The sequence below is a fragment of the Pseudoalteromonas sp. SaAl2 genome (assembly GCF_052947895.1).
Genome location: NZ_CM129605.1, coordinates 2,037,895 through 2,064,853, shown reverse-complemented (window position 1 = coordinate 2,064,853; position 26,959 = coordinate 2,037,895). Strand labels below are relative to the sequence as shown.

The window sequence follows — 26,959 nt, the reverse complement described above, 5'->3', positions numbered from 1 at the left end:
AGCAGTAAGTGTTCGTTAATAGAAGGTGTAGTAGTTTAGAGTACCTAAATATTTGCGAATATAGGAGTACAGATGGGATTTTGCAGATGTATGTTTGCGATATTTAGCACACTAATATTATTGAGCGGCTGTGATAAATTTTACGATAAAGTTGAGGTGTCTGCTGAGCAGCAGGCTTATTTACTCCCTGATCGCCATACACAAAATGCTCAGTTACAGCAGCAATCGGCTAATGGATTATCTCATGAGCAACTTTATCAACGTGCTTTGAGTTTATGGTCTATTGACTATCGCGAGTTAAGTATTCCTACTTCACTTGGTCAAGCTCGAGTTGTTGTCGCGGGGCCTATAGATGCTGAACCAGTTGTATTATTACATGGTATGCAGGCAAACTCGGCCATGTGGTATCCCAATATAACAGCATTGGCAGAGCATTATCGGGTGTATGCCATTGATGATTTACTTGGCTCCGGTGGTTCGCTTGCCAATACTGATATTACGGACATGACGCAGGTAGTGAGCTGGTATCAAGAATTGTTTAACCTTATGGGGTTAGATTCAATCCATTTAGTTGGTGCTTCTCGCGGTGGATGGCAGGCAACAGCGATTGCTATAGCTGAGTCAAATAGAGAATCTTCACGTATAGCTAGCTTGGTATTACTTAGCCCAGCGCAAACCTTTGGTTGGATTGAATTTAGCGGTGATCTACTGTCGAGCATTCTGTTTACGCTAAATCCTGAGCGGGATACAGTGCGAGAGAGCTTACAAAGTTTGTCGAGCAATGCACATAAGATTAACGCTGTCTATCTTGATCAATACGTAGCGGCACTGGATAACGACCCAATACCCGATTTAATTACTGAGATGCGACCGTTTTCAGATCAACAGTTACAGCAAATAACCTTACCAACATTAGTTATGATTGGTGATAATGACATAATGAACAATCAAGGTAGCCTTGATCGGGCAAGAAAAATGTTGAAATCAGTTCAGGCTGAGCAAGTTCAAAGTGCGGGACACTTTTTAACCGTTGATCGAGCAGAATATGTAAATCGTGCGGTATTAGAATTTTTATCACAGTAATATTTTTGCCCTATACTTGTTTTAATTAGCTGAGCAAGGCCATTGTTCAGTGTGTCTGGGTTCTATGCAATCAGTGCCGCCTCCTATCAAGTTGCGAGATTTAACCTATGAAAAATTATAATTATGATGAGTTTACAAGTAAAAACTATGATTTAGATAATTTTTACGGGCCAGATATTGGTGAAAAAGCCATGGATTTTACATTAACGAACACGGATGGACAAACCGTCCACTTACTTGATTTTTCTAACGAGTTTTTGGTGCTTGAGCTTGGCAGTATTACATGCCCGTTATTTCAAGGGCGACGAGAGGGGATGGCAAATTTAGTTAGTTTATTTCCCACGGTTAATTTTTCAGTTTTGTACGTAAGAGAAGCGCACCCTGGAAGTAATATACCTTCACATAAATCGGCAGCAGAGAAATTTAGCTGTGCGATAGCACTAAAAAATGATCAAGAAACAAGATCTATCCTTATTGATGACATTAAAGGAACTGCGCATGATGCTTATGGTGGTTACCCGAATGCCGTATTCATTATTAATCGTAATGGTTGTATTGTGTATAGAAGTGATTGGAATAATGTGTCGGCTACAAAAAAAAGCACTTAATCGACTTTTAAGTGGTAAGCCCGCTAATTCGAAGAGTTACTTTTTGCCAGTGAAACCTACAATAGCCTTAAAAACGTTGAAGCGAAGTGGTCAAGGTGCGATCAAAGATTTTTTGCTGGGGCTACCAACCTTGATATGGAAAAATGTAATTAAAAGAAATGTATTACTTTTCTTTAATTTAACAAAAACTGTTTCGCCAGATAAAAGGTGTTGAACTGTACCGCGAGACGCAAGGTCATGCCTCACGGTACAGTTTGGTTTTTATGCGCCTTGCGCACAAATCTGTTTTGGGTTGCTTTTTAACGAAAGCTCTTTACGTATAATATTTGCCCCTTCTCTGAGTGCATTTAGCTTACCTCTCGCTACAGAGCGAGGCAGGGGAGCCATGCCACAGTTTGTACATGGGTAGAGTTTATCTGCATCAACAAATTGCAATGCCTTTCTTAGGGTGTTTGCAACTTCTTCAGCAGTTTCGATGGTATTGGTTGCAACGTCAATTGCGCCCACCATTACTTTTTTACCACGTATTAATTCAAGTAACTCCATAGGAACATGAGAGTTATGACATTCTAATGAGATGATGTCGATATTGGACTTTTGCAGCTTAGGAAAGGCTTCCTCGTACTGTCGCCACTCGGTGCCCAACGTTTTCTTCCAGTCAGTGTTCGCTTTAATGCCATAGCCGTAACAAATATGCACAGCTGTTTCACATTTAAGGCCTTCAATTGCTCTTTCTAAAGTGGCAATGCCCCAATCGTTTACTTCATCAAAAAAAACATTGAATGCGGGCTCATCAAATTGAATAATATCAACGCCCGCGGCTTCCAGCTCTTTCGCTTCTTGATTGAGTATTTTGGCAAACTCCCATGCCAGCTGTTCGCGACTCTTATAATGATCATCATAGAGGGTGTCTATCATGGTCATTGGCCCAGGCAATGCCCATTTAATTGGTTTGTCTGTTTGCTGGCGTAAGAACTTAGCATCCTCAACAAACACTGGTTTTTGTCGTGAAACCGGGCCTATAACACTTGGCACACTGGCATCGTAACGATCACGAATTTTAACTGTTTTTCGCTTTTCAAAGTCAACACCATTAAGGTGCTCAATAAATGTGGTAACGAAATGCTGACGTGTTTGTTCGCCATCACTGACAATATCAATACCCGCTTGATTTTGCTCTTGTAATGACACTCGCAGTGCATCCTGTTTACCTTCAATGAGTTGTTCGTCTTGCAGTTTCCAAGGAGACCAAAGTTTTTCAGGCTCTGCAAGCCAGACAGGTTTAGGTAAACTGCCAGCAGTTGAAGTGGGTAAGAGTATTTTGCTGTTAACTGTGTTCATAATAAAATTGAGCCATCTATTTAGTTAATTTTTAAATTTTGCCGTTCTTAGTGCTGCACCTAGGCGTAATTTTGAGACCATTGCTCAAGCACATTCTGATATGGCTTTATAAAGTGTTGCTCAGCAAACTTACCTTGCTCACTCGCTAACTGGCTGCGCTCTTCTCGGTCATAAACAATTTGTGTTAATGAGTGATCAAGGTTTTTTAAATTAGGTTGATAGCATTTTCCAGCAACCGCATTGGCGTTATAGATCTCAGGTCGATAGATTTTTTGAAAGGTTTCCATCGTACTGATTGTGCCTATTAGCTCTAGGTGCGTGTAGTCATTGAGTAAATCACCAAAAAAGTAAAATGCTAAAGGCGCAACACTGTTTGGCGGCATAAAGTAGCGTACCTGTAGCCCCATTTTTTTGAAGTACTGCTCAGTTAACGAGGATTCATTTGGGTGATATTCAACGCCTAAAACAGGGTGCTGATTTTCACTGCGATGATAGGTTTTATTATCAGATACACTAAGGCATATCACAGGTGGCTTTTTAAAGTGCTGTTTATAGGTTTCTGAGTTAACAAAGTATTGAAATAGCTTTCCGTGTAGCTCACCAAAATTATCAGGAATACTGAATGTTGTTTTTCCTTTGTTATGAGCTGGCAGCAATACGCTAAAATCATAATCACGTACATATGAAGAAAAGTTATTGCCTACAATGCCCTCAATACGTTTATTGGTTTTATGATCCACGATATTCGTTTTTAAAACCTCGATTGATGGAAAGCTCTCCGCACTCCCTTGAACATCCATATCGACAGATACAATTTCAAGTTCAACTGTATAGCGGTCGCCTTGGGGGTTATCCCAATGAGCAAGAGCGTTAAAGCTGTTGTCGATCATCTTTAACGCGTTACGAAGGTTCTGCTGACGGTAACTACCTCTTGCTAAATTAGCAAAGTTGGTGGTGATACGTGTGCTGTTAGATGGGTGGTAGTTTTCATCAAGGCAAACACTCTTAACTGTAAATGTGAAATTTGTATTCATTGCTGCGGTATCCAATCTGGTTTAAAACTTGGGTTATTTATACGTGCATCGGTACATGAATAAAAACGGTTTAATTTCACATAAAACATGAATCATTTTCATGCTATTTTTTTATAAACACTCCTTTATTGAGTGATTGCGCGTTTTACTCAAAATTTTTAGCTAAACACTATGCTGGAAATCCAGGTGTCTAGACTTCCATTTTTAGATGTGTGTTTTTTTCATGTGAAACATGAGGATTATTCAGCAGTTATCATCAATTTAAGCCTGAATGGGCATCATTTATATTGATATACTCGCGCTGGGTGGAGTTAGTTGCGCCTATGATAAGAGCATTGTAACTATTAAAATAAGAGATAAGTTGAATGAGTGAAATGATATTATTGGTAATATACTGCGCAATACTTGGGTGCGGTGTGGGTTTTTTAGCTGGGTTACTAGGTATTGGTGGAGGGCTTGTTATTGTACCAATACTGAGCAGTATACTGCTTCATTTTGAGATTTTACCAGCTGAACAAGTAGTAATAGGCGCAATTGCCACATCGTTAGCATCAATATTGTTTACATCAACGTCATCAGCAATTGCCCATCATAAAAATGGTAACGTGCCTTGGGATTTAGCGCCTTGGGTAATGACTGGTGTAGCCTTAGGTGCACTGATCAGCGGCTTTATTGCTGCACTTTTACCGGAATCAGTTGTACGTTTGGTGTTTGCAGTGAGTGTGGTGCTTATCGCAATCAAGATGTTTTTTAGTAAAAGTACCTCAACGAATGAGCGCGATATTCCTAATAAAGGTGTGCTTACTATTTTTACAACACTCACAGGTGGACTGTCTGCCATGATAGGCATTGGTGGCGGTGCATTATTGGTGCCTTTGTTAACGTTCTTCTCAGTTGATATGAAAAAAGCTATTGGTTGCGCATCTGCTTGCGGCATTGTAATCGCATTATTTGGCTCTTTAGGGTATGTCAGCTCGGGGAGTGCTTATTTTTCGCTAAAAGATGGTTTTGCAGGATTTGTATATTTACCGGCGCTTTTTGGTATTGTTTGTACCTCTTGGTTTATGGCGCCTGTTGGTGCAAAAGCCACTCACTACTTACCAGTTACGACGATTAAAAAAATCTTCGCCGGTTTATTGGTTGTGACTGCCATAAAAATGATTATGGGTTAACTGTTTTTTTAACCATCTAAGTTAGATGATCTAGCGCTTTTGGCAAGGTTGGGTAAGTAAAGACAAACCCGTTGTCTGCTAACTTTTGTGGTAAAACAAATTGACCATAAATAAGTAAATCAGCCATTTCACCCATCAAAATATTAAGCACCCACGCTGGCATAGGTAATATAGCAGGGCGGTGAAGTGCTTTGGCGAGTATTTTACTAAAATTATAATTGCTCACAGGTGATGGGGCTGTGGCGTTTATTGCCCCACTTAGGCGGGGTGTTTCAAGCGTAAATTCTAACAACGAAACCATGTCATCAATGTGGATCCATGACATACCTTGCTCACCATTTGCTATAGGGCCGCCTAAGCCTAGTTTAAATGGCGGCAGCATTTTAGCCAAAGCACCGCCATGGCTTGCTAGGACTATACCTGTGCGGATCACGCATACTCTGGTGTGCTGTGATTGCGCGCTAAGTGCTGCTTGTTCCCAATCATCACATAGAGTGTGGCTAAATTCTGGATGGATTTTTTTCATATTGTTCGTCGATAAATTGAGAGCCTTGACGACCGTAATAGCCAATGGCACTGCCTGATATAAAAGTGTGTGGGGGAGTGTCACATTGCATTATTGCATCACTAATTTGTTGAGTTAAGCCGATGCGGCTATCTCTGATTTTTTGCTTTTGTTGTGAGCTCCAGCGTTTATTAACAATAGGTTCGCCAGCAAGATTAATTACGCAATCAATGGTGTTAAAGTTAATATTACTTACATCATTTACATAGCATAGTTCGTTACCAAGTTTTTGTTCCGCTGATTGTGTGTCTCTAGTTAAGACGCTCAATGTGTGAACGTGTTTTAATTTTTTACACAAAGCACTCCCAACCAAGCCTGTTGCACCAGTGATGAATATGTTCATTTACCTATCTCAGCAATTATTCAATTAAATTGTTATACGAAGTAAAGCTGCTTTTGATCACTTTGCAAACATTTCATTTTATTAACTTTTCACATACACTGACTGCAGTTTTTATTTTCAAGGATTGTGGTTTGGCGGGACTAACTGGAGTAAACAAAAGTTTAGTTATCTTTGCGGCGTTGGTTGTAGGGCTTGCAGGTATTAAAGCGGCAAGTGTCATCGTTATTCCGTTTGTATTAGCGGCATTTTTGGCGATCATCTGTAACCCTTTGTTAGGATTTTTTGCACGTTATAATATCCCTAAAGGCATTGCTATTATGTTAGTAATGCTGATGGTAATTGGTGTTGGCGTTAGTTTAGGTGGGCTTGTAGGACAGTCTCTGACAGATTTTTCAAAAGATTTACCAGAATACAAAGCTAAGTTACAAGAAGAATTTATTTGGCTGGTAGATGTAGCTGGGCGTTACAATATATTAATTAATAAAGAGCAGTTAGTCTCGATGTTTGACCCTGGGAAAATGATAGATGTAGCTACAAATATGCTCACAGGACTCGGCGGCGTGATGGCTAATTTGTTCTTAATCATTTTAACTGTCGTGTTTATGTTATTTGAAGGGCCTATGTTTAGTAAAAAAATACACATGGCATTAGATGACCCGGATATGAAAATGAAACAAATCGATCGGTTTTTAAATTCGATTAATTCATATTTAGCTATCAAAACGCTAGTGAGCTTGGGGACCGGTGTATTAGCTGCATTAATATTGTGGGTACTAAACGTTGACTACTTTGTATTGTGGGGAGTGGTTGCCTTTATGTTTAACTATATTCCCAATATTGGTTCGATTATCGCGGCAATACCAGCTGTTTTACTTGCGTTAATTACACAAGGCCCTTTAATTGCGGGGATTGTCGCCGCCAGTTACCTAACTATCAACACGGTAATGGGTAATATTGTCGAGCCAAGGTTTATGGGCAAGGGGCTGGGGCTTTCAACGCTCGTGGTCTTTTTATCTTTAATCTTCTGGGGGTGGTTATTAGGCACTGTGGGTATGCTGTTATCAGTCCCTTTAACTATGATAGTAAAAATTGCACTGGAGACAAGCGACGAAGGGCGTTGGCTAGCAACCTTACTTGGTAATGGTGAAGAGATAGAAAAAGAACGAAGCTAATTATGCTTGAGTTAAATTAAATAGCCACGCTCTGATTCGTGGCTTTTTATTGCTTGATTAAAATAGTTAATTAAAACAACTTAAGTGGCTGCTTTAATACCTCAATATGCTGCTCTAAAATAGCTATTTCACAGCGTTTATAAACAATAGCAGCTTGCGTCGCGTTGGGCATTTTGTGCAGGTAACGCCAACGACAGCTGTCTTCTAAAAAGCGGTTTTGGCTTTTAATACTGCGCTTAAAGATTGGCATTAACTGGGTGTTCCCCGTATCGTCCTGGATTTTACCTAAATCCAATGTCAGTTTATTGATCCAAGTTTGCTGACTGCGCTCTAAAGAGGCGATTTCTTTATCCAAACATTGAATGTATTTTTTAGATTCATCTGTTGTTGGTTGTTCCGCTAAGGTGCATTCATTTGCATATGATACAGTGCTAAACATCACACACAGTATGCTTATATACAGATTTAAGCGGTTATTTTTTGCCATTATAATTAAACTCTAAAGTAAATTGTGCGCCATTAAGTTGCTCTGAATCGGCAATTGTTAATGTACCGTGGTATGACTTCACAAGATCTGAAACGATAGCCATTCCAACTCCATGTCCGCTTTCGTATGTATCTAAGCGCGTTCCTCGGGTAAGTAGTGATTCACGTTTATCTAGGGGGACACCTGGACCATCATCACTTATCACAATGCGAAGCGACTTGCTTTGTATAACTTGTATATCGACCTGAGAGCGACAAGCTTTACAGGCGTTATCGATTAAGTTACCAAGTAACTCAAGTAAATCTGTTTTGTCCCCTAAAAAGTAATCTTTATCAGAGGCAGCACAATGAAATATAATATCTTTGTCGCGGTAAACTTTACTCATTGCATTCAAAATGGAATCAAGTACAGGCTTAATAGCAGTTTGTTTTTTCCATGTGTCTGATGCGCCAGTTGCTGCACGTTTTAATTGGTGCTCGATCATTACATTAATGCGATCTAACTGCTCTTGAGCATCAGCATCATTAGCCATTGGGCTTGATTTTAAGACAGCTAATGGAGTCTTTAACGCATGAGCTAAGTCACTTAAGGATGCTCTATAGCGCTCTTTTTGCCGTTGTTGTGATTCTAGCAGTAGATTTAGGTCAGATTTGATCGTTTGTAATTCAACAGGGTAAAGGCCCTTTATTTGTTGAATATCGCCTGATTCAATGGCTTTGATTTCTTTATCTAATCGTTGTAGAGGACGTGCACTCCACACAAAACCAACGGCCATTAAGGCTGCTATGGCAACACCCATTACATACATCCAATTCACCAGGGTTTGCTTAAAGCCATCCATTAAACGCAGTAATGCGTCGTTGCGCTTAAGCAAAATAAACCGGGCTTGTTCAGATTGGTCAATGTTATTGAGAATAACAGTAAGGCTTAATTGCCAGTAGATAGTGCCTTTGTATTGCACTCGTCTAAAGTCTGCGGCTCCAGCTTTTGTTTCGACATAGTCAGGAACAAAGTTCACATTAACTGCCGATTCTGAGTGCCATACAGGCTGATCATCACGATAGATCATCGCGTAGGTATCGGAGTTTAATCTATTGAGCTCTGGCGCCAAAATTGTGCTCGGCATAATTATACCGCGCTCAGTAAAGTCGACTTCTGATATCAGGGAATATAAATGTGCTTCGAGAGTTTTTTCTGTCGCTTCTACAAGTGATGCGTAATAGGCTTTGCCAATGGAGAAAAACAAAATAGGTAAAGCAACTAATAAAACAAAGACAAGAATAAATCCTTGCCTTATTTTTAACGGTATTTGCGATACTACCACTGACTTTTAAGCCTATACCCACGTCCGCGTAATGTTTCAACTGGGTTTAAGGTACCTTCAGGGTCAAGCTTTTACGTAAACGCAGCACAAATACTTCAATTACATTTGAGTCTAAGTCAAAGTCTTGGTCGTAAATATGCTCAGTTAACTCTGATTTAGAAATTACCTTTTGTGGATTTACCATTAAGTATTCAAGTACTTTGTACTCGTAGGCCGTTAAGCTTAGCTCTTTATCGTCAACCCAAACTTGCTGTGAGCGAGTATGAATTTTGATTGGACCTGCGGTCATTTCAGGATTCGCTTTACCTGCACTACGACGAATTAGTGCATTACAACGGGCAATCAATTCTTCAACATGAAATGGTTTAGTAAGGTAATCGTCAGCACCAGCATCAAGTCCTTCGACTTTGTCTTGCCAGCGGTCACGTGCTGTAAGGATTAGGATAGGGATCGTCACGCCTTGTGCGCGAGCTTTATTGATTAACTCGATACCGTCGATTTTAGGCAGGCCTAAATCGACAACGGCCATATCAAGTGGGTATTCTGTAATGTGGAATAAACCAGCCTCACCGTCGTGACAAAGATCAACACTGTAGCGTTCTTTTTCTAAAGCATTACGCAGGTTATCTGCTAAGTGTAAATCGTCTTCAATTACTAAAATTCGCATTTCTTAATCCTTTTTCACTTTGCCGGTTTTTTTGTTAACGTGAACGTCGACTACATGGCCGTCATTTTTCAATATTCTAACGGTATAAATATCGTTTTGGTCAGTAATTTTTAGTGTTTTACCATCTTCGTTTTTTTTTAGCAAGCTCAACAGCTTGCTTTTTACTTATTGCTGCTTTTTTAACGTGGGGTTCTGCAACGCTATTATTCGAATAAACGCTACACAATAAAGCAAACGCCACAAGATTGAGGGCAAATACAGTACGCATGATGGGGAAACTCCTAAACCAGACCTTATTAGTTTAATGAACCAAGCAACTAAAACTCAAGTAAAAACCGTAAAATAGTGTGATTCATTTTAACTAGTCTAGTTAACAACCAGTGAACAAACCCTGAACTTATTATTGAACTTTTTGGCTTTTATTTGCCAAACACTTTTTTAAATGGTTTCACTACGGAGTTATCGTAAACACCACCACTTACGTAAGGATCAGCGGCAGCCCATTCACGTGCCTCTTCTAACGAGCCAAACTGTGCTACCACTAACGAACCAGTAAAACCGGCTTCAGCAGGGTTTTCACTATCAATTGCAGGTAAAGGGCCAGCTGTTAACAACCGGCCTTGGTTGTCGAGTTCTTCTAATCGAGCTAGGTGAGCAGGGCGTGCTGCTTTTCTAAATTCTAAACTGTTCTCTATATCTGTGGAGTAAATCATATACAACATAATGTGTGCTCTGTGTTTTACTAGTTGGAATAATTCCCATATTAGCACAGAGAATTTAGTCGGCGAAGATTTTAGCTTTACAGTGTGTAACTATTTTTAAACTGAATCTGCTTGAAAAGCCCAGTACAACACTGGTAGAGTCGCTGGGATAGTACAAAATAATAATAAGGTCTTTAAATGAGCGATAATCGTGAGCACTTTAGCTCCCGCCTCGGATTTATATTGGCAGCTGCAGGTTCTGCAGTGGGTATTGGCAATCTAGTTGGTTTTCCTGTTTCTGCAACAAAAAATGGCGGTGGAGCATTTTTGCTTGTTTATGCACTGTTTGTCATTTTTATCTGCCTACCAGTGATGATGGCTGAAATGGCAATGGGCCGCCAAGCGCAAAAAGATCCACTCAATGCCTATAAGCTGCTTTCCGGCAATGATAAAAAAGTGGACGTTTGCTGGCTTTTTAGCTGTATTAACGCCTTTTATGATTGCGGTGTTTTATATGGTTATCACCGTATGGATTTTTGGTTATTTAAGCCAGGTCGCGATGGGTAATCTCGATCAACTAGCCGATCCAAAAAGCTTTGGTGCATTTATTAATAGCAGTAGCGTTTTTTGGGTACATGGCTGTTGTTGCGATAATTGTAAACTTAATACTTATGGGTGGTGTTAAGCAAGGTATTGAAAAAGCAGCTAAATTTTTAATGCCAGCCTTATTTGTCTTACTGATTGCCTTGGTTGTTTACGTATTGACGCTTGATAATGCGATGGCGGGTGTTAAATATTATATCATTCCTGACATTTCAAAAATGAATGCAAGTGTTTTGAATGGCGCATTGGCTCAAGCGTTCTTTTCATTGTCGTTGGGTATGGGTATCTTGATGACCTATGCGTCTTATATCTCGAAAAAAGACGACATTGTCGGTAGTGCAAAAATGGTTGCTATCACAGATTCATTGGTAGCGTTTATTGCCGGGTTAATGGTGTTACCAGCTATCTTTAGCTTTAACCCAAATACGGATCCAGCTAAGTTGTCTGACTCATCGGTATCCATGATTTTTGAATTTTTACCTAAAATCTTACTTGCACTACAAACTGATATTGGTTATCTGGGTGCATCAGTCGTGGCGTTTATATTCTTTTTACTGGTGTTTTTTGCTGCTATCACCTCTTTGGTGTCAATTGTTGAAGTACCGACAGCAACATTGAGTGAGCGCAAAGGCATAAGCCGAAAAATGGCATTACTTATTTTATCTGTCACTATTGGTTTACTAACCGTACTTTGTACTATGTCATTTGGAATGGTTGAAGGACTGACCTCATTTGTTAATTACGGCGGTGGTTCAAAAAGCATGTTTGATATTGTGTATGATGTGTTTTACGACACAATTTTACCGCTCAATGGTTTAATGGTGTGCTTGTTTGTGATGTATCGCTGGAAAAAAGTGCGTTTAACTGAAGAACTCAAGCCAAGGCTGCCCAGGCTATGCAGGTAGTTTTACAGAGAAATACGTTAACTTTTCACTGTCTACTTTCATTCCGGTCATTCTAGTACTTATATTTATTAATACCGTTGCAACTAAGTTTTTTGCAGTGAGTATTTTTGGTTTTTAGTATTAAATAACTTTCCATAATTAAGCCGTGCTTTTTATAGCGCGGCTTTTTTATTAGTGTTACAGCGCTCCTGCATCTAAATATTGGCCAATACCAAGGGTAAACATCCATAGCCCCCATAAACTATGTTCAATCACACAGACAAAGGTTGAGCGGCTTTGGGCGTAGGTATAAGAGAATAACAACCCACCTAAAAAAGCTAACAGCACAGCAACCCAATTAGCATACACAATATGGGCTAATGCAAATACAGATGCGCTTATTACAATACGTATTGTTTTATTGGGCATAATACGTTTATAGCGGTGAAAAAAATATGTCCGAAATATCAATTCTTGCGGTAATACCGAAAGGAGTGGGTAAAGTATAAGCAATAAGAGCCAGTCATTAAACGATGTCCGGGGCATTATAAACCAATTGCCTTGATTCATAATTGAGTAAAACACCCCTGAAAATAATGCGCCGATAAAAAAGAAACTAAATAGCCTACGCTTAACAGCTGAAAACTGCCCCAAGCTGGTTAATCGAAAACGTTTAAAGTGAGGATCGCCTAGCAATAACATACCACACACACTCATTAAAATGATGAGTGCAGGAATGAGCCAATTTGCTAAATGAGCTCTAAGGCTAAACCCAAGCATAGGTAAAGCTATAAATATTAAGGTAAATTCAAACCAACGGTATTGAGAGGCGTTCAAGGTCGTCTCGGCTTTGAGTTTGCAAATTAGGCTAACAAGCTAAGACGACAGATTTATGACATTGACAGCGCTTTTTGCTTATTTACTAGGCTTAACGTCATCATCGGGGAAGTATTTGTAAAGTGCTAAAATACTGGCAAAGATACTAACAAAGGTGATTGCCATTAAACCAAACACTTTAAAATTGACCCAAAAATCAAGGGGGAAGTTATAAGCAATGTATAAATTAAGCGCTGCTACACTTGTGGTAATGATTATCCAAACTAGATTAAGCTTTTCCCAAGTAGCCTTTGGTACAGCAATCGGTTGCTGCGTATCAAAGGCATTGCTTAACACCGACTCTAATGCTTTTTGGACTAAGTTTTTAGCGAAAAAGTACCGGCTAACGATTAATGTAATTGCTAACCCTGTGTAAATAATTGTCGCTTTTAGTTTTACGAATTGTTCGTCATGAAATACCAATGTAAGCGTACCAAGTATTACCGCTACAGCTAAAAATAACCACTGTCGGGTAGGGACTTTGCCTACTTTTAAATAGCTGTATGCAACTTGGATAAATGTAGTAGCCATTAATAGAGCGGTTGCCCAGTAGATATCAGCTAACTTAAAAATCGCAAAAAATAACAGCAAGGGGATAAATTCAATAATTGCGTGCATACAGCCCTTAGCATAGTAAATAAAATTCGGGTTGACGTTTTACCAATTTATTTAACCAGATACAAGGTTGACTTACGAGTGGCTAAGCCTTAGCCTGCGTGCTTTTGATTTTTAGACCAATTTGAACCGTACCGTGTGGCCTCGGGGATTTAGGAGCATTTTATGAATAAAGCAGAACTTATTAGCGCAATGTCTGAGCATAGCAAACTAACTAAAAAAGATTCAAAAGCAGCCTTAGCTAGCATGTTAGCAGCAATTACCACCTCACTTTCACAGGGTGATCAAGTACAAGTAAATGGATTTGGCACTTTTGCGTTAAGTTATTATCCTGCGCGCTCAGGGCGTAACCCGCAAACAGGTGAAACTATCGAAATTGAAGGTGCCAACAAACCGGTTTTTAAAGCCGCCAAAGCACTTAAAGACGCACTATAATGTAGATTATTCTCACCCTGTTACGCAATTACAGGGTGTTGCTCCTACCTTTTAAATACCTTTAATAATTTCAATAGGTTACAGTTTGGCATGGTGTCTGCTTTTAATGTGTTAAACCCACATAAATAAGGAGATAATATGTCTACAGGTACACAACTTAGCGGTAAAACCATCGCTATATTAGCAACCGATGGCTTTGAGCAAAGTGAGCTATTTTCACCGCGTAGCGCATTATTAGATGCGGGCGCAAAAGTTGAGATCATCTCAATCAAAGAAGGTGAAATCACTGGCTGGGATGAAGATGTATGGGGCGATAAAGTCACTGTTGATAAGCTCGCAAGCGAAGCTGACAGTGATGATTACGATGCTTTACTCTTACCTGGTGGGTTATTTAACCCAGATAGCTTACGCCAAGATAAAGACGCGAAAGCGTTTGTCGATAGCTTTTTTTGGTGCGAAGATGAATAAACCCGTCGCTGCAATTTGTCATGGTCCTTGGTTATTAGCTGAGATCAATAAACTAAGAGACCGTACAGTGACTTCATTCCCAAGCATTAAAACAGATTTAATGAATGCAGGCGCTAACTGGGTTGACGAAGAAGTGAGTGTGGATAAAGGTTTAGTAACAAGCCGCAGCCCCGCTGATTTAGCTGCGTTTAATCGTAAATTTATTGAAGAAATTATCGAAGGCAAGCATCAAGCGCATTAATAGCATTTAAAATATAATAAAAAGGGGCGCTTTGTGCGTCCCTTTTTATTGGCAAACCTTACAGCTGTGTTGCTGCTTTCATTGATGCGACAAACTCTTTCAGGCCTGTCAGCATAGCGGGTGGGTTATCGAGGTTTGTTTCGATAATCTTAACTACTGCAGAGCCTGAAATAGCACCCGCAGCGCCAGCTGCTAGCGCCGCTTTTACATCATCTGGTGTTGAAATACCAAAGCCTAATAGTGCTGGAGCACTGTGGTATTCTTTTAATTTAGTTACGATTGATGATGCGGGCATTTGCGCTTTAGTTTCAGTGCCAGTCACACCTGCACGAGATAGCAAGTAAGTATAACCGCGGCCATAAGAGGCACACTGACGCAAAGTATCATCTGAGGCATTCGGTGTAGCGATAAATATAGGATCAATCCCGTTACTCATCGCAGCTTGGCGAAACATTTTTGACTCATGTAGGGGCACATCGGCGACTAGAATAGAGTCAACGCCAGCAGCTTTTGCATCAGTATAAAACGTTTCAAGGCCACGTTTAAAAACCAAGTTAGAGTACAATAATAGCCCGATTGGAATATCAGCATTGTATTGGCGAACTTGTTTAATGATATCGAAGCAGTCTTGGGTATTAATATTTACATCAAGCGCACGAATATTTGCAGCTTGGATCACTGGACCATCGGCAATTGGGTCTGAAAATGGAATGCCTAGCTCTAACGCATCGGCGCCACCGTCAATTAAGCTTTTAATGATCTCAACGCTGAGCTCTTTATTTGGATCGCCAATGGTTACAAAAGGAACGAAAGCACCTTGATTTTGCTCTTTTAAGGCTGCAAACGTTTTACCGTAACGGTCAGATTGTTGAAGTGTTTGACTCATGATTGCTCTCCTTTTGACAGTACATCCATTACGTGCGATAGGTCTTTGTCACCACGGCCGCTTAAATTAACCACTAAAACAGTTTCTTCTGTTTGTTGCTCAGCGTATTTTAATGCATAAGCAAGGGCGTGACTTGACTCAAGTGCTGGGATAATCCCTTCATTTTTAGCTAGCAGTTGGAATGCTTCAAGTGCTTCGGTATCTGTAATACCAACATATTGTGCACGGCCTGTTTCGTGTAAAAATGCGTGCTGAGGACCTACAGCTGGGTAATCAAGCCCCGCAGATACAGAATACGACTCTTCAATTTGGCCATCATCATTTTGCATAATATAGGTATATGTGCCGTGTAAAATGCCTTTTGTGCCTTTACACAGTGTTGCGCCATGCTCATGGGTGTCTAGCCCTTTACCAGCAGGCTCTACGCCAATAAGTTTTACACTCGGCTCATCAATAAAATCGGTGAACATACCAATGGCATTTGAGCCACCGCCAACGCAGGCAAGTACGGCATCAGGTAAACGGCCTTCTGCTTTTAAAACTTGTTGTTTGGCTTCTTCACCAATCATTTTTTGAAACTCACGTACCATGGTCGGGAACGGATGTGGCCCTGCTGCCGTACCAAGTAAGTAATGGGCATCTTTATAATTAGCTGACCAGTCGCGAAGCGCTTCGTTTACCGCATCTTTAAGTGTGCCAGAGCCGGCGGTAACAGGGATAACTTCAGCGCCCATTAATTTCATACGAAATACATTAGGTTGCTGGCGCTCAACATCTTTTGCACCCATGTAAATACGGCATTTTAAGCCAAGTAATGCGCAGGCTAAAGCGGTTGCAACGCCATGTTGGCCTGCGCCGGTTTCTGCGATCACTTCTTTTTTGCCCATGCGCTTGGTTAGCAACGCTTGACCTAAAACTTGATTGGTTTTGTGTGCGCCACCGTGTAATAAATCTTCCCGCTTTAAGTACAGTTTTACTTTCGGGTTTTTAATTAAATTACGAGTTAATGTTAGCGGTGTTGGGCGACCCGCGTATTCATTCAGTAATTTTTCAAACTCTGCCTGAAACGCTGCGTCAGTTTGTGATTTATTAAATTCATCTTCTAACTGCTTAAGCGCAGGAACCAGGAGCTCTGGCACAAACATGCCACCAAACTCACCAAAATATGCTGGATTGTTCATTTTAACCTCAATATTTACGGATGCAGTTAAATGCATCATTTAATTTGTTTTGGCATTTTTTGCCTGCGCTTAGCTCAACCCCAGAGTTTAGATCTAGACCTTGAGCACCTTGGTATAAAGCGCCGTGTATGTTATTTGCGTTTAGTCCACCTGCTAACATAAATGGCTGTTTCGCATTGTTTAGAATTGACCAATCAAATGTTTTACCTGTGCCACCTTCTTGGGTATCGCTGTAGGTGTCGTAAAGGTGGCGATCAACACTAATAAGTTGCTCAGGCAAATTATCTTTGACCGCTTGCGCTTTCCAGATTTCACAGTTGTTTGGTAACAGCGGGCGTAGTTCGTCAATATAAGCTTGGGTTTCTTGTCCGTGTAACTGCACTGCTGCTAACTTTAAGATCTGTGCATGTTCAGCAACCTCACCAATACTGGCATTTACAAATACACCGACATAAGCAAGGGGCGCACTTTGCGTAATTTGTAATGCACAATCAAGGTCTATAAAGCGGGGGGATTTAGGTGCAAAAATAAGTCCACCAAACACCGCTCCACTGTTATAGGCAGCAATTGCATCTTGGCTACGGGTTAAGCCACAGACTTTGTTTTCGCCTAAAATAACACTACGGCAGGCACGCTCTAAATCGCGTTCAGCCATTAATGAGCTACCAATTAAAAATCCATTACATAGAGGCGCAAGTCGTTTAACATCTTGGTGAGTGTAAATGCCAGACTCAGAGATAACGACTTTGTCATTAGGGATTAGCTTACGTAACTTTTCTGTCGTTGCTAAATCTGTGCTTAAATCACGCAAATCACGGTTATTAATACCAATAATTTGTGCATTCAGTGCAAGAGCTCGTTCTACTTCAGCTTCATTGCTCACTTCAGTTAATACTGCCATATTAAGACTTTTAGCAACGCTCGCTAAGGCTTGATATTGGCTATCATCTAACACTGAAAGCATGAGTAAAATAGCATCGCCACCATAAATTCGCGCCATGTATATTTGGTACTCGTCGATGAAGAAGTCTTTACAGATCAGTGGCTGGTCAACTTGGCTACGCACAAATTCTAAATAATCAAAACTGCCTTGGAAGTATTTTTTATCAGTTAATACACTAATGCAGCTTGCATGATTTTTATAGACACCGGTAATTTCAGCCAGATCAAAGGGTTCACGAATGAGTCCTTTTGAGGGAGATGCTTTTTTACACTCTAAAATAAACTGTGTACCAGGGGCCGCTAAGGCTTTATAAAAGTCACGGTGTGTTGGTACTGCTTGTGCTTTAAAGCTCTCAAGCGGGCGCTTGGCTTTTCGCTCAGCTAACTCTATTTTTTTATCGGCGACTATTTTGTCTAATACATTAGCCATTGGTTACCTCTGCGTTTATGACTTTATTACTTTGCTCAACTATGGCGTTTAATGTGTTTAAGGCTTGGCCTGATTTTAAAATGTCGGCAACTTGCTCAGCGCCAGTTTTAAAATTATCTACTTTGCCGGTCAAATACAGCAAAGCGGCTACATTTACAATAATGGCTGCATTGTGAGCTGGCGTGCCTGTACCAGCTAAAATAGCGCGGCTGGCATTTGCGTTATATTCTGGGCCTTCACCGGCCAGTAGTTCAAGTGAATAGTTTGCAAGACCAAAATCTGCAGGAGTAAGTGTGTACTCGTTAAGTTCACCATTATTAAGTTCAACAACAGTAGTGGTGCCATGTAACGCAATTTCATCCGTGCCGGCACCATGGACAACCATTGCCCGTTGCGTACCGAGTGTTTTAAGTGTTTGTGCCATAGGCAGGCATAAACTTTCATCATAAACACCAAGTAATTGTACTTGCGGGGCTGCTGGGTTAGCCAGGGGCCCTAGAATATTAAATATTGTACGTGTTTTTAATGTAGTACGAACGCCCATCGCATGGCGCACACCACTGTGATAATGCGGGGCGAATAAAAACGTAAAACCTGTTTGCTCAAGGCATACAACGGCTTGTGCTGGGGTCATATCAATATTAATACCCAGCGCTTTAAGTAAATCGGCGGAGCCTGAATTACTCGAGACACTGCGGTTGCCATGTTTAACCATGTTTATGCCACACGCTGCGGCTACAATTGCAGCCGTGGTACTAATATTAATAGTGTTTGAGCCATCACCACCAGTACCGCAACTATCTGCAAGCTGAGTTAATTGTGTTTCAAATTGCACTGCATTGGCACGCATAGAGGCAGCGGCACCGGCAATCTCGTCGCTGACTTCACCTTTAATTTTTAATGCGACGAGTAAAGCAGATAACTCAATCTCATTGACTTCGCCTTGCATGATTGCATTGAACAACTGTTGGCTTTGGCTAAAGCTTAATGATGTTTGCGCGAGTAACACATCAATAAGGGCACGGCTGTTGTGCGTTGTTGATTGTTGGTTTACTGACATAAAATCCTCTACTGCTGTGCGTTAGCTAAAAACTGCATACTTTGTTGCAAAAGTGCTGCGCCATTAGGCGTTAAAATTGACTCAGGATGAAACTGATAGCCAAGGGCGTTATCTTGCTGATGGTAAATTGCCATCGGGATAGCGCCGAAGTTTGCAATCACGGCGACACTTTCAGGGACCATAGTGGCCATTAATGAATGATAACGTGCAACCGGCATGCGCTCGCCCATCCCATTGAAAACAGGGTGTTCACCCAGTTCTATGATTGATGACTTACCATGCACGGTTTCGCCTGCATGGCCAATAATACCACCGTAACTTTGCGTTAATGCTTGTTGCCCTAAGCATATTCCTAGCATTGGAAATTTTCCTTTGCACAATTCAATTAGTGCCATTAAACAACCCGCATCTGACGGTGTACCAGGACCGGGTGATAACACTAAAATGACAGGTTTTGTCTCACTGCACATTTTATTAAAAATAAGCTGCGCATCGATGTTGTTACGATATACCACTAAATCGCTGCCCAACATAGAAAGTTCATCGACTAAGTTATAACTAAATGAATCAAAGTTATCTAAAAAATAAATTTTTACATCGGCAAGGCTGCTGTTATTTAAGCTCATTTTATTGTCCTTGGTACGTCGATTGAATGGCTGTAATAACCGCCTGTGCTTTGGCGCGCGTTTCATTGGCCTCTGATTGTGGATCTGAATCATGCACTACGCCAGCACCAGCTTGAACGTATGCGGTGTTATTTTTAACAAATGCAGAGCGGATCACAATGCAGCTGTCCATCGTACCATCACCTGTTAAATAACCTACAGCACCGCCGTAACTGCCACGACGTTTGCCTTCAGTTTGGCGAACAAGCTCTGCTGCACTTACTTTAGGTGCACCAACAAGCGTTCCCATGTTCATGCAAGCTTGATAGGCGTGTAAGGCGTCAAGCTCGGGTTTTAATGTACCAACCACTCGCGATACTAAATGCATTACCTGCGAATAGCGGTCAACCTTTAATAGCTCTTTTGCATGGCGAGTGCCCGGTACACTAATACGTGCTACGTCGTTACGGGCTAAATCGACCAACATTAAATGTTCTGCGCGTTCTTTTTGGTCGTTACGTAATTCAAGCTCTATACGGCTGTCTAAGTCTGGGTTGATTTGGCCGTTAGCAAACTTGCCACGTGCACGGGTGCCAGCAATAGGATAAACCTCAACTTGTTGGCTGGTTGGGCAAAATTTTAATGCTGATTCAGGAGATGCACCAAATAAAGCAAATTCACTGTCGCGCATATAAAACATATAAGGGCTTGGGTTTTGCTGCTTAAGTTTGCTGTAAGCGTGAAGTGGGTTTGCACATGGCAATGAGAAAGTCCGAGAGGGAACAACTTGAAAAATATCACCATCTACAATGTGTTTTTTTAAGCTTTGCACTTGCTCGCAGTATACCTCATCACTAATATCAACATTAACAGTGCAGTTACCGCTTGTTTGTTCTGCGCTGAAATCGCATGCTTGATCGCATACTTTGTTTAAACGTTCGAGCTTTTTGCCTACTTCAAAGCAGTTAGCATGAACATCAGGGCCATTAAATACATTACCGATTAACTCTGTTGTTTTTGCTTGATGATCAATAACAACGAGAGTTTCAGCAAGGTAAAAAACATAATCAGGGCAGCTATTTTCACCATCAGGCACGTCACTGAGTTGTTCAAAGTTTGCCACCATGTCGTAGGCAAAAACGCCGCCTAAAAATAAAGAAAACGGATTGTGCGTGGTGCTGGTTATATTATTGATACAGCAGCGTAGGGCGCTAAATGCATTATCAGCGACTAACTTACTCGCTTCATCAATATCAGCGTCAGTACTTTGGTATTCAATAGTTAATCTGTTCTGGTTTAATGTTGTGATGCAGTTTTCTAACTTATCGTTTAAATAAGGGAGCAGTTGCATACCATTATTCGATTGTGCTGTGACCGTGACGGTTTTACCTGTACAGGTAATTTTCAATGCGCAATCGACTAAAATTAAACTCTTAACACTGTCCTTTGAATCAATCTCCGCTGATTCTAATAGTAATGAATTATCAGTATCGAGTAATGCATATAGTGCCAGTGGACTGTGTATGTATTCTCGCATTTCGGTGATGCTAGTAACTTCACCTGGCGTTGTTGTTATATGACTAAAAATCAAACCTCATTCCCTCAAAAAAATAAACCCCGCAAGCTATGCTGTGCGGGGTTTGAATAACGATATCTATATTTTAGATAGACCATTACTGTCCCGCTATACCAGGCGCCACCACCAACGATGTGTAAGAGTTGTTACGTTATTCATGTTTGTTACCCTAAAATTTAAATATAAAAAAACCCGCATTAAGCGGGTTTAGAATGTGTTAGACACGACAATTCGTCACCCGAGAATTTACGAGTGCCACCACCAGATAGTGTTTTGGATTGAATTGATCATTGTTTTTATTCTTTATGTGTCTGTAAGTGACTACAGTAAACCGTACCTGAGGCGTTAGTGTCAAGTGTTTATTTAAAACAATTTATTTAAAAAATTTGTTATACTTCATAACAATTAAACGATTATAACTTTAGCAGTCATCTCTTTTGATAAAATACGACTTACATAGCCACACCACACATTCAGACGGGCAATTAAGCGTTGAGCAATTATTGCTGCGCGCCGTTGAAAAAAATATCGATGTGTTTGCAATCACTGATCATGACACTGTTGCGGCTATTGAGCCTGCTCAAGCATTTATAAAAAGCCAACAATTACCGCTGTCATTGATCCCAGGTGTTGAAATATCAACAAAGTGGGAAAGCTTCGAGATCCATATTGTCGCGCTCAACGTAGACGTACAACAGATCGAGCTTTGCGATTTACTATCACAGCAGCAGCAAAAACGCTCAGAGCGTGCCAAAGAAATTGGTCGACGCCTCGAAAAAAATGGCTTTGACGGCATTTATGAACAGGCAAAAGCACTTGCAGAAGATGCTCAAATAACCCGTGCGCATTACGCCAGAGCATTAATAGAGCGCGGTGTTGCTAAAACGATTCCAGGTGTGTTTAAAAAGTACTTAGGCCGCGCTAAAACGGGTTACGTACCAAGTACGTGGTGTGATATGCAAACGGCTATTAGCGCAATTCATGCTGCTGGTGGTGTCGCGGTTATCGCGCATCCTGGGCGCTATCAAATGTCTAATAAATGGCTACGCAAGTTATTGCTACAATTTAAAGAAGCTGGTGGCGATGCAATGGAAGTTGCACAGCCGCAGCAAGCGCCCAGTGAGCGCCAGTTTTTAGGTGAGTTAAGTCGCGAATACGGCTTACTTTGTTCACAAGGGTCAGATTTTCATTTTCCTACCAGTTGGTTAGAACTAGGAAAAAACTTATATTTGCCAAAAGATTGCCAAGGCGTTTGGCAAACTTGGGAAGGCCAAGAAGGAGACGCACATGAGTGATTTTTTTCATATTCATCCAGATAATCCGCAGCCGCGATTAATAAAGCAAGCGGTTGATATTATTAAAAAAGGTGGTGTTGTTGTCTACCCAACAGATTCTGGCTATGCAATTGGCTGCAATTTGGGTAACAAACAAGCAAAAGAGCGTATTGAGCGCATTCGTGGTATTGAAAAACACCATAATTTCACTTTGGTTTGCCGCGATTTATCCGAGTTATCAACTTATGCCAGAGTAGATAATCAGTTATTTAGGCTTATAAAAAATAACACGCCAGGGCCTTATACCTTTATTTTTAAAGGTACTAAAGAAGTGCCTAAACGGTTATTAAACGATAAGAAGAAAACCATCGGTATTCGGGTCATAGAGCATCCAATTACCTGCGCGTTACTGGCTGAATTAGGCGAGCCGTTAATGTCATGCTCGCTGATATTACCGGGTGAGCAATTTACCGAATCTGATCCTGATGAAATTCGCGATCGCATTGGCCCATTGGTTGATTTAATCATCCACGGTGGCTATTTAGCAGAGCAGGCGACCACAGTTATCGATTTATCAGAAGATGAGGTTGAAGTGCTACGAGTTGGCTGTGGTGACACTGCACCATTTGAATAGCACAATAGCGTTGTGACAGATATAAAGAGTCCAGAGCTTGTTGAATCACAAAAGCCAGTGCAGCAAAAGCTGCCGCTGGCTTTTTTGCATGGCAAAGCGGTTATTGATACCCCCTGAAGATTTATATATTCCCCCTGACGCCCTTGAAGTTATTCTTGAAACATTTGAAGGGCCGCTTGATTTACTGCTTTATTTAATAAAAAAGCATAAACTAGATATTCTAGAGTTATCAATTTTTAGCATCACTGAACAATATGTTCGATACGTAGAAATGATGAGCGAATTTCAACTTGAACTGGCGGGAGAATATTTAGTTATGGCGGCGCTTTTGGCGCAAATAAAATCGCGATTATTGTTACCAAAACACGAAGAGCTGGAAGAAGAAGAAGATCCTCGCGCTGAGCTTATTAGACGCCTACAAGAATATGAACAGTTTAAAAAAGCAGCTGAAAACTTAGATGAAATCCCACGGGTAGGGCGAGAGATATTTACCGCCCATGCTTTAATGGCCGAGCAAGAAGAGCCGAGTCAATTATTACCGGATGTAGAGTTAAAAGACTTACTTTTAGCGCTCAGTGATGTGATGGCCAGAGCCAAAACCTTTGAGCATCATCAAATATCCGCTGAAGCACTCTCAACCCGAGAGCGAATGAGCCTGATTTTAGCGAAACTGTCTAATGCGGGCACACAACTGCCATTTACTGAATTATTCACCCTAGATGAAGGGCGCAGCGGCGTCGTTGTGAGCTTTATCGCCATGTTAGAGCTCATTAAAGAAGGTTTGATCACTTGTCTACAAGTAGAGCCTGCCAGGCAAATATATATAGGATTAGTTGAAAATAATTAGTGGCTTACTAAATAATGATGAGTAAAACTGCCCTGACTCGCCAACTCGCCAACTCGCCAACTCGCCAACTCGCCAACTCGCCAACTCGCCAACTCGCCAACTCGCCAACTCGCCAACTCGCCAACTCGCCAACTCGCCAACTCGCACTCTTTACAATAAATGCCAACTCGCATCTTTTATATGAGGTAGGCCAAGTTACACTTTCCACACAAATACAAACCTGTCATTTTTATTGTGCGTATACGCACATAACTTGTTTGTTATTCGCTATTTTCTTTTTATTCGGTACGGGCTATTCTAGGTCCATCAAATCAAGGAGCCGTTTAGTATGTTTAAAAATACGCAGTCAAGTTATGGCTTAGTCGCAATTTTCCTTCATTGGCTCATGGCATTGATGGTAGTAGGGTTATTTGGCTTAGGGTTATATATGGTTGAATTAACCTATTACGATAGCTGGTATAAAGGGTCAATGGATTTACATAAAAGTGTGGGTATTACACTGGCAGCTTTGCTTATTTTTAGATTTGCATGGCGAGCATTAGGTACACAACCTGATCCAGTTGCAGGCTCAACTAAGTTAGTCAATAAAATAGCGCACAGCGCACACCTAGTGATCTATGTATTATTAATTGGCATCGTGATTTCAGGGTATTTGATTTCAACTGCAGATGGTCGCTCAATTGACGTGTTTACGTTATTTAGTATTCCCGCCATTGGGGTTCTCAGTTGAAAATCAGGCAGATATTGCAGGTAAAGTTCATTACTGGGCAGCATGCAGTTTAATAGGCCTCGTAATTTTGCATGCACTTGGGGCATTAAAACATCACTTTATCGATAAAGATAAAACCTTAATTAGAATGATCAAACCACTAAAGGATGATTAGAATGAAAAAATTATTTGTTACTGCAGCAGTTGCTGCAACACTTTTCGGTGCCACAGCTGCACAAGCCGCTGATTATGTTATTGACACTAAGGGCGCTCACGCGTTTGTTAATTTTAAAATTAAGCACTTAGGGTACAGCTGGTTGCATGGTCGTTTTAATACATTTGACGGTGAATTTAGTTATGATGCTAAAAACCCAAATGCATCAACGATTATGGTCAATATTGATACAAAAAGCATCGATTCAAATCATGCCGAGCGTGACAAGCATTTACGTGGCGGTGACTTTTTAAATGTTGATAAATTCCCAAAGGCGAGCTTTAAAAGCACATCAATAAAATTTGATGATGATGGTGACGAAGCAGATGTAACCGGTGAATTTACACTGCACGGCGTGACGAAAATCATTACCTTTGAGATTGACAAAATTGGCGAAGGTAAAGATCCATGGGGTGGTTATCGCGTTGGTTTTGAAGGTGAGACGAGCCTGAAGCTGGCCGACTATGGTATTGACTATAACTTAGGCCCAGCATCGACTCATGTTGATATTGGCTTATATATTGAAGGTGTACGTAAATAGCCTTTAACTTAACTAGCTAAGTTGACATTGAGCGCCTCATTTTCGTGAGGCGTTTTTTTGTAAGCGCTGGGCCAAAATAGGCCTTAAATTATCGGGTAGCCAACGTAATAAGATTTCATTGTAAGCTTGCTGTTGTTTTACTGCGATAAGGGCTTCATTCAACACATTAATATGCTCATTACCTAGGGTAGTATCTGTACAACCAATGTATCCATCACTCAATTTTGCGGCTTCAATAAGTTGTAATTGAGTTAACTCATCATCGTACCCCATCGATTTTGCAATATAAAAATGCTCACTTGGGTAGCCTAATAAAATATCAATACGTTTCTTTTTTTAACATATAAGTAAGACTTGCCAATGTGTCTCGCCCTGGTCGAATAATGATAGAGGCATCGGCACTATTATTAATTATTTTATCAATCTCAATCCCATACGAGCGGCTCATTGAAATACCAAGCGTGAGTTTCTGCTCGTTCAGTAGTTGACTAAAAGATATAGGATCTGTGGCATCTATTTTTAGCTGGCTAAGAAGTTCTTTATGAATTGATAGCGATGGCGACAAACCAGTTGTGGAGCTTTCCTCACTGAAGCTAATATGTTGGCGGCGATGTTTACTTTGATATAAAGAGAGCATACAGAATGTTTTATTCGGGTTAGACACTTCTTGTAGAGCTCTACTTGACGGGAGTATGACCCTATTAAACGTATAATGAGGTAGTTGTGTTTCTAGTAACGAGATCACACTTTCGTCACGACCTGTACCTGCATATTGCCCATTTAATATATAGTATGGTGCAAAGTCGACTATGACCCAGTTAATTGTTTTGCTTTGCACGTTTAGAGAAACACAACCACATACAATAGAAAAAATGAAAACACGTAACATTGAATACTCTACTGATTTTATGATTCATTTATAGAGTGTAGCAGGGGAATTATTTAAGTAAAAGTAAAACGCCAGCAAAAGCTGGCGAATATAGTATTGAATGTGTTTATCAAAATAGATTAATTGGCTTTAAGCCATTTAACAAATTGACGAGCATCACTCGCTTTAGTGAATAAGGCGTTTTTTAAACCTTGTGTATCTGAAAAAATTACACGTTGTTTATTCACTGAAATTGATTGCACCGGATGGGCAATTTGGATCATAGATCCGTTATAACTATAAGACATAATAAAACTCACTTTTTTCTTGTTATCTATGTGCTGCTAATTTGTTTATTAGCCTCAAAAGCACATATAGATAGACCATTTGTGTTTAGCTTCATTATAGTGTTGACGATCTTTATGACATTTATGCGACCATATTAAAAATATGTCGTAATCTGAATTAGGGTTCTCGCCGTACAATAACTTAGCTTTATAATATACGTTTTTGCGGGCTTACTGGATCAGGGTAAAGGGGTTAACCGCGAGGTTTTTTTAGGACCAAGAGATA

General features: G+C 40.5%; 27 protein-coding genes and 6 pseudogenes. 13 read left to right on the top strand and 20 right to left on the bottom strand.

Annotated elements, in window-relative coordinates; all coding sequences use genetic code 11:
• The first annotated feature begins 72 nt into the window (after positions 1 to 72).
• Together ACU8V8_RS09980 and ACU8V8_RS09975 are read left to right on the top strand one after the other, a co-directional pair.
• The gene (locus tag ACU8V8_RS09980; protein WP_446887361.1) at positions 73 to 1,083 is read left to right on the top strand and encodes an alpha/beta fold hydrolase; all 1,011 of its coding nucleotides are present in this window, start codon (positions 73 to 75) and stop codon (positions 1,081 to 1,083) included.
• Positions 1,084 to 1,190: 107 nt separating this feature from the next.
• Entirely contained in the window at positions 1,191 to 1,691 is a 501-nt protein-coding gene (locus ACU8V8_RS09975) for a deiodinase-like protein (RefSeq protein WP_446887360.1), read from the top strand.
• Between the two features lie 261 nt (positions 1,692 to 1,952).
• On the opposite strand, the gene ACU8V8_RS09970 is transcribed toward ACU8V8_RS09975, so the two are convergent.
• Together ACU8V8_RS09970 and ACU8V8_RS09965 are read right to left on the bottom strand one after the other, a co-directional pair.
• Complete coding sequence (locus ACU8V8_RS09970) at positions 1,953 to 3,032, bottom strand: methionine synthase (RefSeq protein WP_446887359.1); 1,080 nt, start codon at positions 3,030 to 3,032, stop codon at positions 1,953 to 1,955.
• A gap of 59 nt (positions 3,033 to 3,091) precedes the next feature.
• The gene (locus tag ACU8V8_RS09965) at positions 3,092 to 4,066 is read right to left on the bottom strand and encodes a DUF1852 domain-containing protein (RefSeq protein ID WP_446887358.1); all 975 of its coding nucleotides are present in this window, start codon (positions 4,064 to 4,066) and stop codon (positions 3,092 to 3,094) included.
• A 365-nt stretch (positions 4,067 to 4,431) separates the two neighbouring features.
• On the opposite strand from ACU8V8_RS09965, the gene ACU8V8_RS09960 reads away from it, so the two are divergent.
• Positions 4,432 to 5,238 (top strand): sulfite exporter TauE/SafE family protein, encoded by an 807-nt coding sequence (locus ACU8V8_RS09960; RefSeq protein WP_446887357.1) that lies wholly within the window; start codon positions 4,432 to 4,434, stop codon positions 5,236 to 5,238.
• 16 nt (positions 5,239 to 5,254) lie between these two features.
• On the opposite strand, the pseudogene ACU8V8_RS09955 reads toward ACU8V8_RS09960, so the two are convergent.
• Positions 5,255 to 6,146: pseudogene (locus ACU8V8_RS09955) on the bottom strand (TIGR01777 family oxidoreductase).
• A 131-nt stretch (positions 6,147 to 6,277) separates the two neighbouring features.
• Here ACU8V8_RS09955 and ACU8V8_RS09950 point away from each other — a divergent pair.
• The gene (locus ACU8V8_RS09950) at positions 6,278 to 7,318 is read left to right on the top strand and encodes an AI-2E family transporter (protein ID WP_446887356.1); all 1,041 of its coding nucleotides are present in this window, start codon (positions 6,278 to 6,280) and stop codon (positions 7,316 to 7,318) included.
• A gap of 70 nt (positions 7,319 to 7,388) precedes the next feature.
• Here ACU8V8_RS09950 and ACU8V8_RS09945 read toward each other — a convergent pair whose 3' ends face one another.
• The 5 genes and pseudogenes from ACU8V8_RS09945 to ACU8V8_RS09925 all read right to left on the bottom strand — a co-directional run bounded on the left by ACU8V8_RS09945 (position 7,389) and on the right by ACU8V8_RS09925 (position 10,518).
• A complete protein-coding gene (locus ACU8V8_RS09945; RefSeq protein WP_446887355.1) occupies positions 7,389 to 7,805 on the bottom strand; it encodes a hypothetical protein in 417 nt (138 codons plus the stop codon).
• Entirely contained in the window at positions 7,792 to 9,129 is a 1,338-nt protein-coding gene (locus tag ACU8V8_RS09940) for an ATP-binding protein (RefSeq protein WP_446887354.1), read from the bottom strand. The genes ACU8V8_RS09945 and ACU8V8_RS09940 overlap by 14 nt, the downstream gene beginning before the upstream one ends.
• Positions 9,123 to 9,796, bottom strand: a pseudogene (locus tag ACU8V8_RS09935) (response regulator transcription factor). The gene ACU8V8_RS09940 and the pseudogene ACU8V8_RS09935 overlap by 7 nt, the downstream one beginning before the upstream one ends.
• Before the next feature lie 3 nt (positions 9,797 to 9,799).
• Positions 9,800 to 10,064: pseudogene (locus ACU8V8_RS09930) on the bottom strand (PepSY domain-containing protein).
• A 151-nt stretch (positions 10,065 to 10,215) separates the two neighbouring features.
• Positions 10,216 to 10,518, bottom strand: coding sequence for a YciI family protein (locus tag ACU8V8_RS09925; RefSeq protein ID WP_446887353.1), 303 nt, complete (start codon positions 10,516 to 10,518; stop codon positions 10,216 to 10,218).
• Between the two features lie 177 nt (positions 10,519 to 10,695).
• Here ACU8V8_RS09925 and ACU8V8_RS09920 point away from each other — a divergent pair, with 177 nt between their 5' ends.
• A complete protein-coding gene (locus tag ACU8V8_RS09920; RefSeq protein WP_446887352.1) occupies positions 10,696 to 11,064 on the top strand; it encodes a hypothetical protein in 369 nt (122 codons plus the stop codon).
• Positions 11,065 to 11,096: 32 nt separating this feature from the next.
• Positions 11,097 to 12,005, top strand: coding sequence for a sodium-dependent transporter (locus ACU8V8_RS09915; protein ID WP_446887351.1), 909 nt, complete (start codon positions 11,097 to 11,099; stop codon positions 12,003 to 12,005).
• A gap of 177 nt (positions 12,006 to 12,182) precedes the next feature.
• Here ACU8V8_RS09915 and ACU8V8_RS09910 read toward each other — a convergent pair whose 3' ends face one another.
• Positions 12,183 to 12,821 (bottom strand): CPBP family intramembrane glutamic endopeptidase, encoded by a 639-nt coding sequence (locus tag ACU8V8_RS09910; protein ID WP_446887350.1) that lies wholly within the window; start codon positions 12,819 to 12,821, stop codon positions 12,183 to 12,185.
• Positions 12,822 to 12,899: 78 nt separating this feature from the next.
• Positions 12,900 to 13,478 (bottom strand): inner membrane-spanning protein YciB, encoded by a 579-nt coding sequence (locus tag ACU8V8_RS09905; protein WP_446887349.1) that lies wholly within the window; start codon positions 13,476 to 13,478, stop codon positions 12,900 to 12,902.
• A 162-nt stretch (positions 13,479 to 13,640) separates the two neighbouring features.
• Between ACU8V8_RS09905 and ACU8V8_RS09900 the strand changes: the two genes are divergently transcribed.
• A complete protein-coding gene (locus ACU8V8_RS09900; RefSeq protein WP_446887348.1) occupies positions 13,641 to 13,910 on the top strand; it encodes an HU family DNA-binding protein in 270 nt (89 codons plus the stop codon).
• A gap of 138 nt (positions 13,911 to 14,048) precedes the next feature.
• A pseudogene (locus ACU8V8_RS09895) lies at positions 14,049 to 14,619 on the top strand (type 1 glutamine amidotransferase domain-containing protein).
• A gap of 58 nt (positions 14,620 to 14,677) precedes the next feature.
• Here ACU8V8_RS09895 and trpA read toward each other — a convergent pair.
• The 6 genes from trpA to ACU8V8_RS09865 are packed head-to-tail and all read right to left on the bottom strand — an operon-like array spanning position 14,678 to position 21,314.
• Positions 14,678 to 15,505: a tryptophan synthase subunit alpha gene (gene trpA / locus ACU8V8_RS09890; protein ID WP_446887347.1), complete on the bottom strand. Its 828-nt coding sequence runs from the start codon at positions 15,503 to 15,505 to the stop codon at positions 14,678 to 14,680.
• Complete coding sequence (gene trpB, locus ACU8V8_RS09885; protein WP_446887346.1) at positions 15,502 to 16,686, bottom strand: tryptophan synthase subunit beta; 1,185 nt, start codon at positions 16,684 to 16,686, stop codon at positions 15,502 to 15,504. Before trpB ends, trpA begins: the two co-directional genes overlap by 4 nt.
• A 7-nt stretch (positions 16,687 to 16,693) precedes the next feature.
• Entirely contained in the window at positions 16,694 to 18,058 is a 1,365-nt protein-coding gene (gene trpCF / locus ACU8V8_RS09880) for a bifunctional indole-3-glycerol-phosphate synthase TrpC/phosphoribosylanthranilate isomerase TrpF (protein WP_446887345.1), read from the bottom strand.
• Positions 18,051 to 19,118, bottom strand: coding sequence for an anthranilate phosphoribosyltransferase (trpD, locus tag ACU8V8_RS09875; protein WP_446887344.1), 1,068 nt, complete (start codon positions 19,116 to 19,118; stop codon positions 18,051 to 18,053). Before trpD ends, trpCF begins: the two co-directional genes overlap by 8 nt.
• A gap of 8 nt (positions 19,119 to 19,126) precedes the next feature.
• Positions 19,127 to 19,744: an aminodeoxychorismate/anthranilate synthase component II gene (locus ACU8V8_RS09870; protein ID WP_446887343.1), complete on the bottom strand. Its 618-nt coding sequence runs from the start codon at positions 19,742 to 19,744 to the stop codon at positions 19,127 to 19,129.
• 1 nt (position 19,745) lies between these two features.
• Positions 19,746 to 21,314, bottom strand: a complete 1,569-nt coding sequence (locus ACU8V8_RS09865) for an anthranilate synthase component 1 (protein ID WP_446887342.1) — start codon at positions 21,312 to 21,314, stop codon at positions 19,746 to 19,748.
• 422 nt (positions 21,315 to 21,736) lie between these two features.
• Between ACU8V8_RS09865 and rnm the strand changes: the two genes are divergently transcribed.
• The 3 genes and pseudogenes from rnm to ACU8V8_RS09850 all read left to right on the top strand — a co-directional run bounded on the left by rnm (position 21,737) and on the right by ACU8V8_RS09850 (position 24,054).
• A complete protein-coding gene (rnm, locus tag ACU8V8_RS09860; protein WP_446887341.1) occupies positions 21,737 to 22,594 on the top strand; it encodes an RNase RNM in 858 nt (285 codons plus the stop codon).
• Complete coding sequence (locus ACU8V8_RS09855; protein ID WP_446887340.1) at positions 22,587 to 23,207, top strand: L-threonylcarbamoyladenylate synthase; 621 nt, start codon at positions 22,587 to 22,589, stop codon at positions 23,205 to 23,207. The genes rnm and ACU8V8_RS09855 overlap by 8 nt, the downstream gene beginning before the upstream one ends.
• Before the next feature lie 21 nt (positions 23,208 to 23,228).
• Positions 23,229 to 24,054 (top strand): annotated as a pseudogene (locus ACU8V8_RS09850) (segregation and condensation protein A).
• Here the strand turns inward: ACU8V8_RS09850 and ACU8V8_RS09845 are convergent.
• Entirely contained in the window at positions 24,051 to 24,194 is a 144-nt protein-coding gene (locus tag ACU8V8_RS09845; RefSeq protein ID WP_446887339.1) for a hypothetical protein, read from the bottom strand. The pseudogene ACU8V8_RS09850 and the gene ACU8V8_RS09845 overlap by 4 nt on opposite strands.
• 188 nt (positions 24,195 to 24,382) lie before the next feature.
• Between ACU8V8_RS09845 and ACU8V8_RS09840 the strand changes: the two are divergent.
• Positions 24,383 to 24,938 (top strand): annotated as a pseudogene (locus ACU8V8_RS09840) (cytochrome b).
• Position 24,939: 1 nt separating this feature from the next.
• Entirely contained in the window at positions 24,940 to 25,518 is a 579-nt protein-coding gene (locus ACU8V8_RS09835) for a YceI family protein (RefSeq protein ID WP_290208864.1), read from the top strand.
• A 36-nt stretch (positions 25,519 to 25,554) separates the two neighbouring features.
• Here ACU8V8_RS09835 and ACU8V8_RS09830 read toward each other — a convergent pair whose 3' ends face one another.
• The 3 genes from ACU8V8_RS09830 to ACU8V8_RS09820 form a co-directional block, all read right to left on the bottom strand.
• On the bottom strand, positions 25,555 to 25,791 hold the full coding sequence (locus ACU8V8_RS09830; protein WP_446887338.1) for a hypothetical protein: 237 nt from the start codon (positions 25,789 to 25,791) through the stop codon (positions 25,555 to 25,557).
• Positions 25,792 to 25,837: 46 nt separating this feature from the next.
• On the bottom strand, positions 25,838 to 26,407 hold the full coding sequence (locus ACU8V8_RS09825; RefSeq protein WP_446887337.1) for a hypothetical protein: 570 nt from the start codon (positions 26,405 to 26,407) through the stop codon (positions 25,838 to 25,840).
• A gap of 119 nt (positions 26,408 to 26,526) precedes the next feature.
• The gene (locus tag ACU8V8_RS09820) at positions 26,527 to 26,694 is read right to left on the bottom strand and encodes a hypothetical protein (RefSeq protein ID WP_167850818.1); all 168 of its coding nucleotides are present in this window, start codon (positions 26,692 to 26,694) and stop codon (positions 26,527 to 26,529) included.
• Positions 26,695 to 26,959 lie beyond the last annotated feature (265 nt).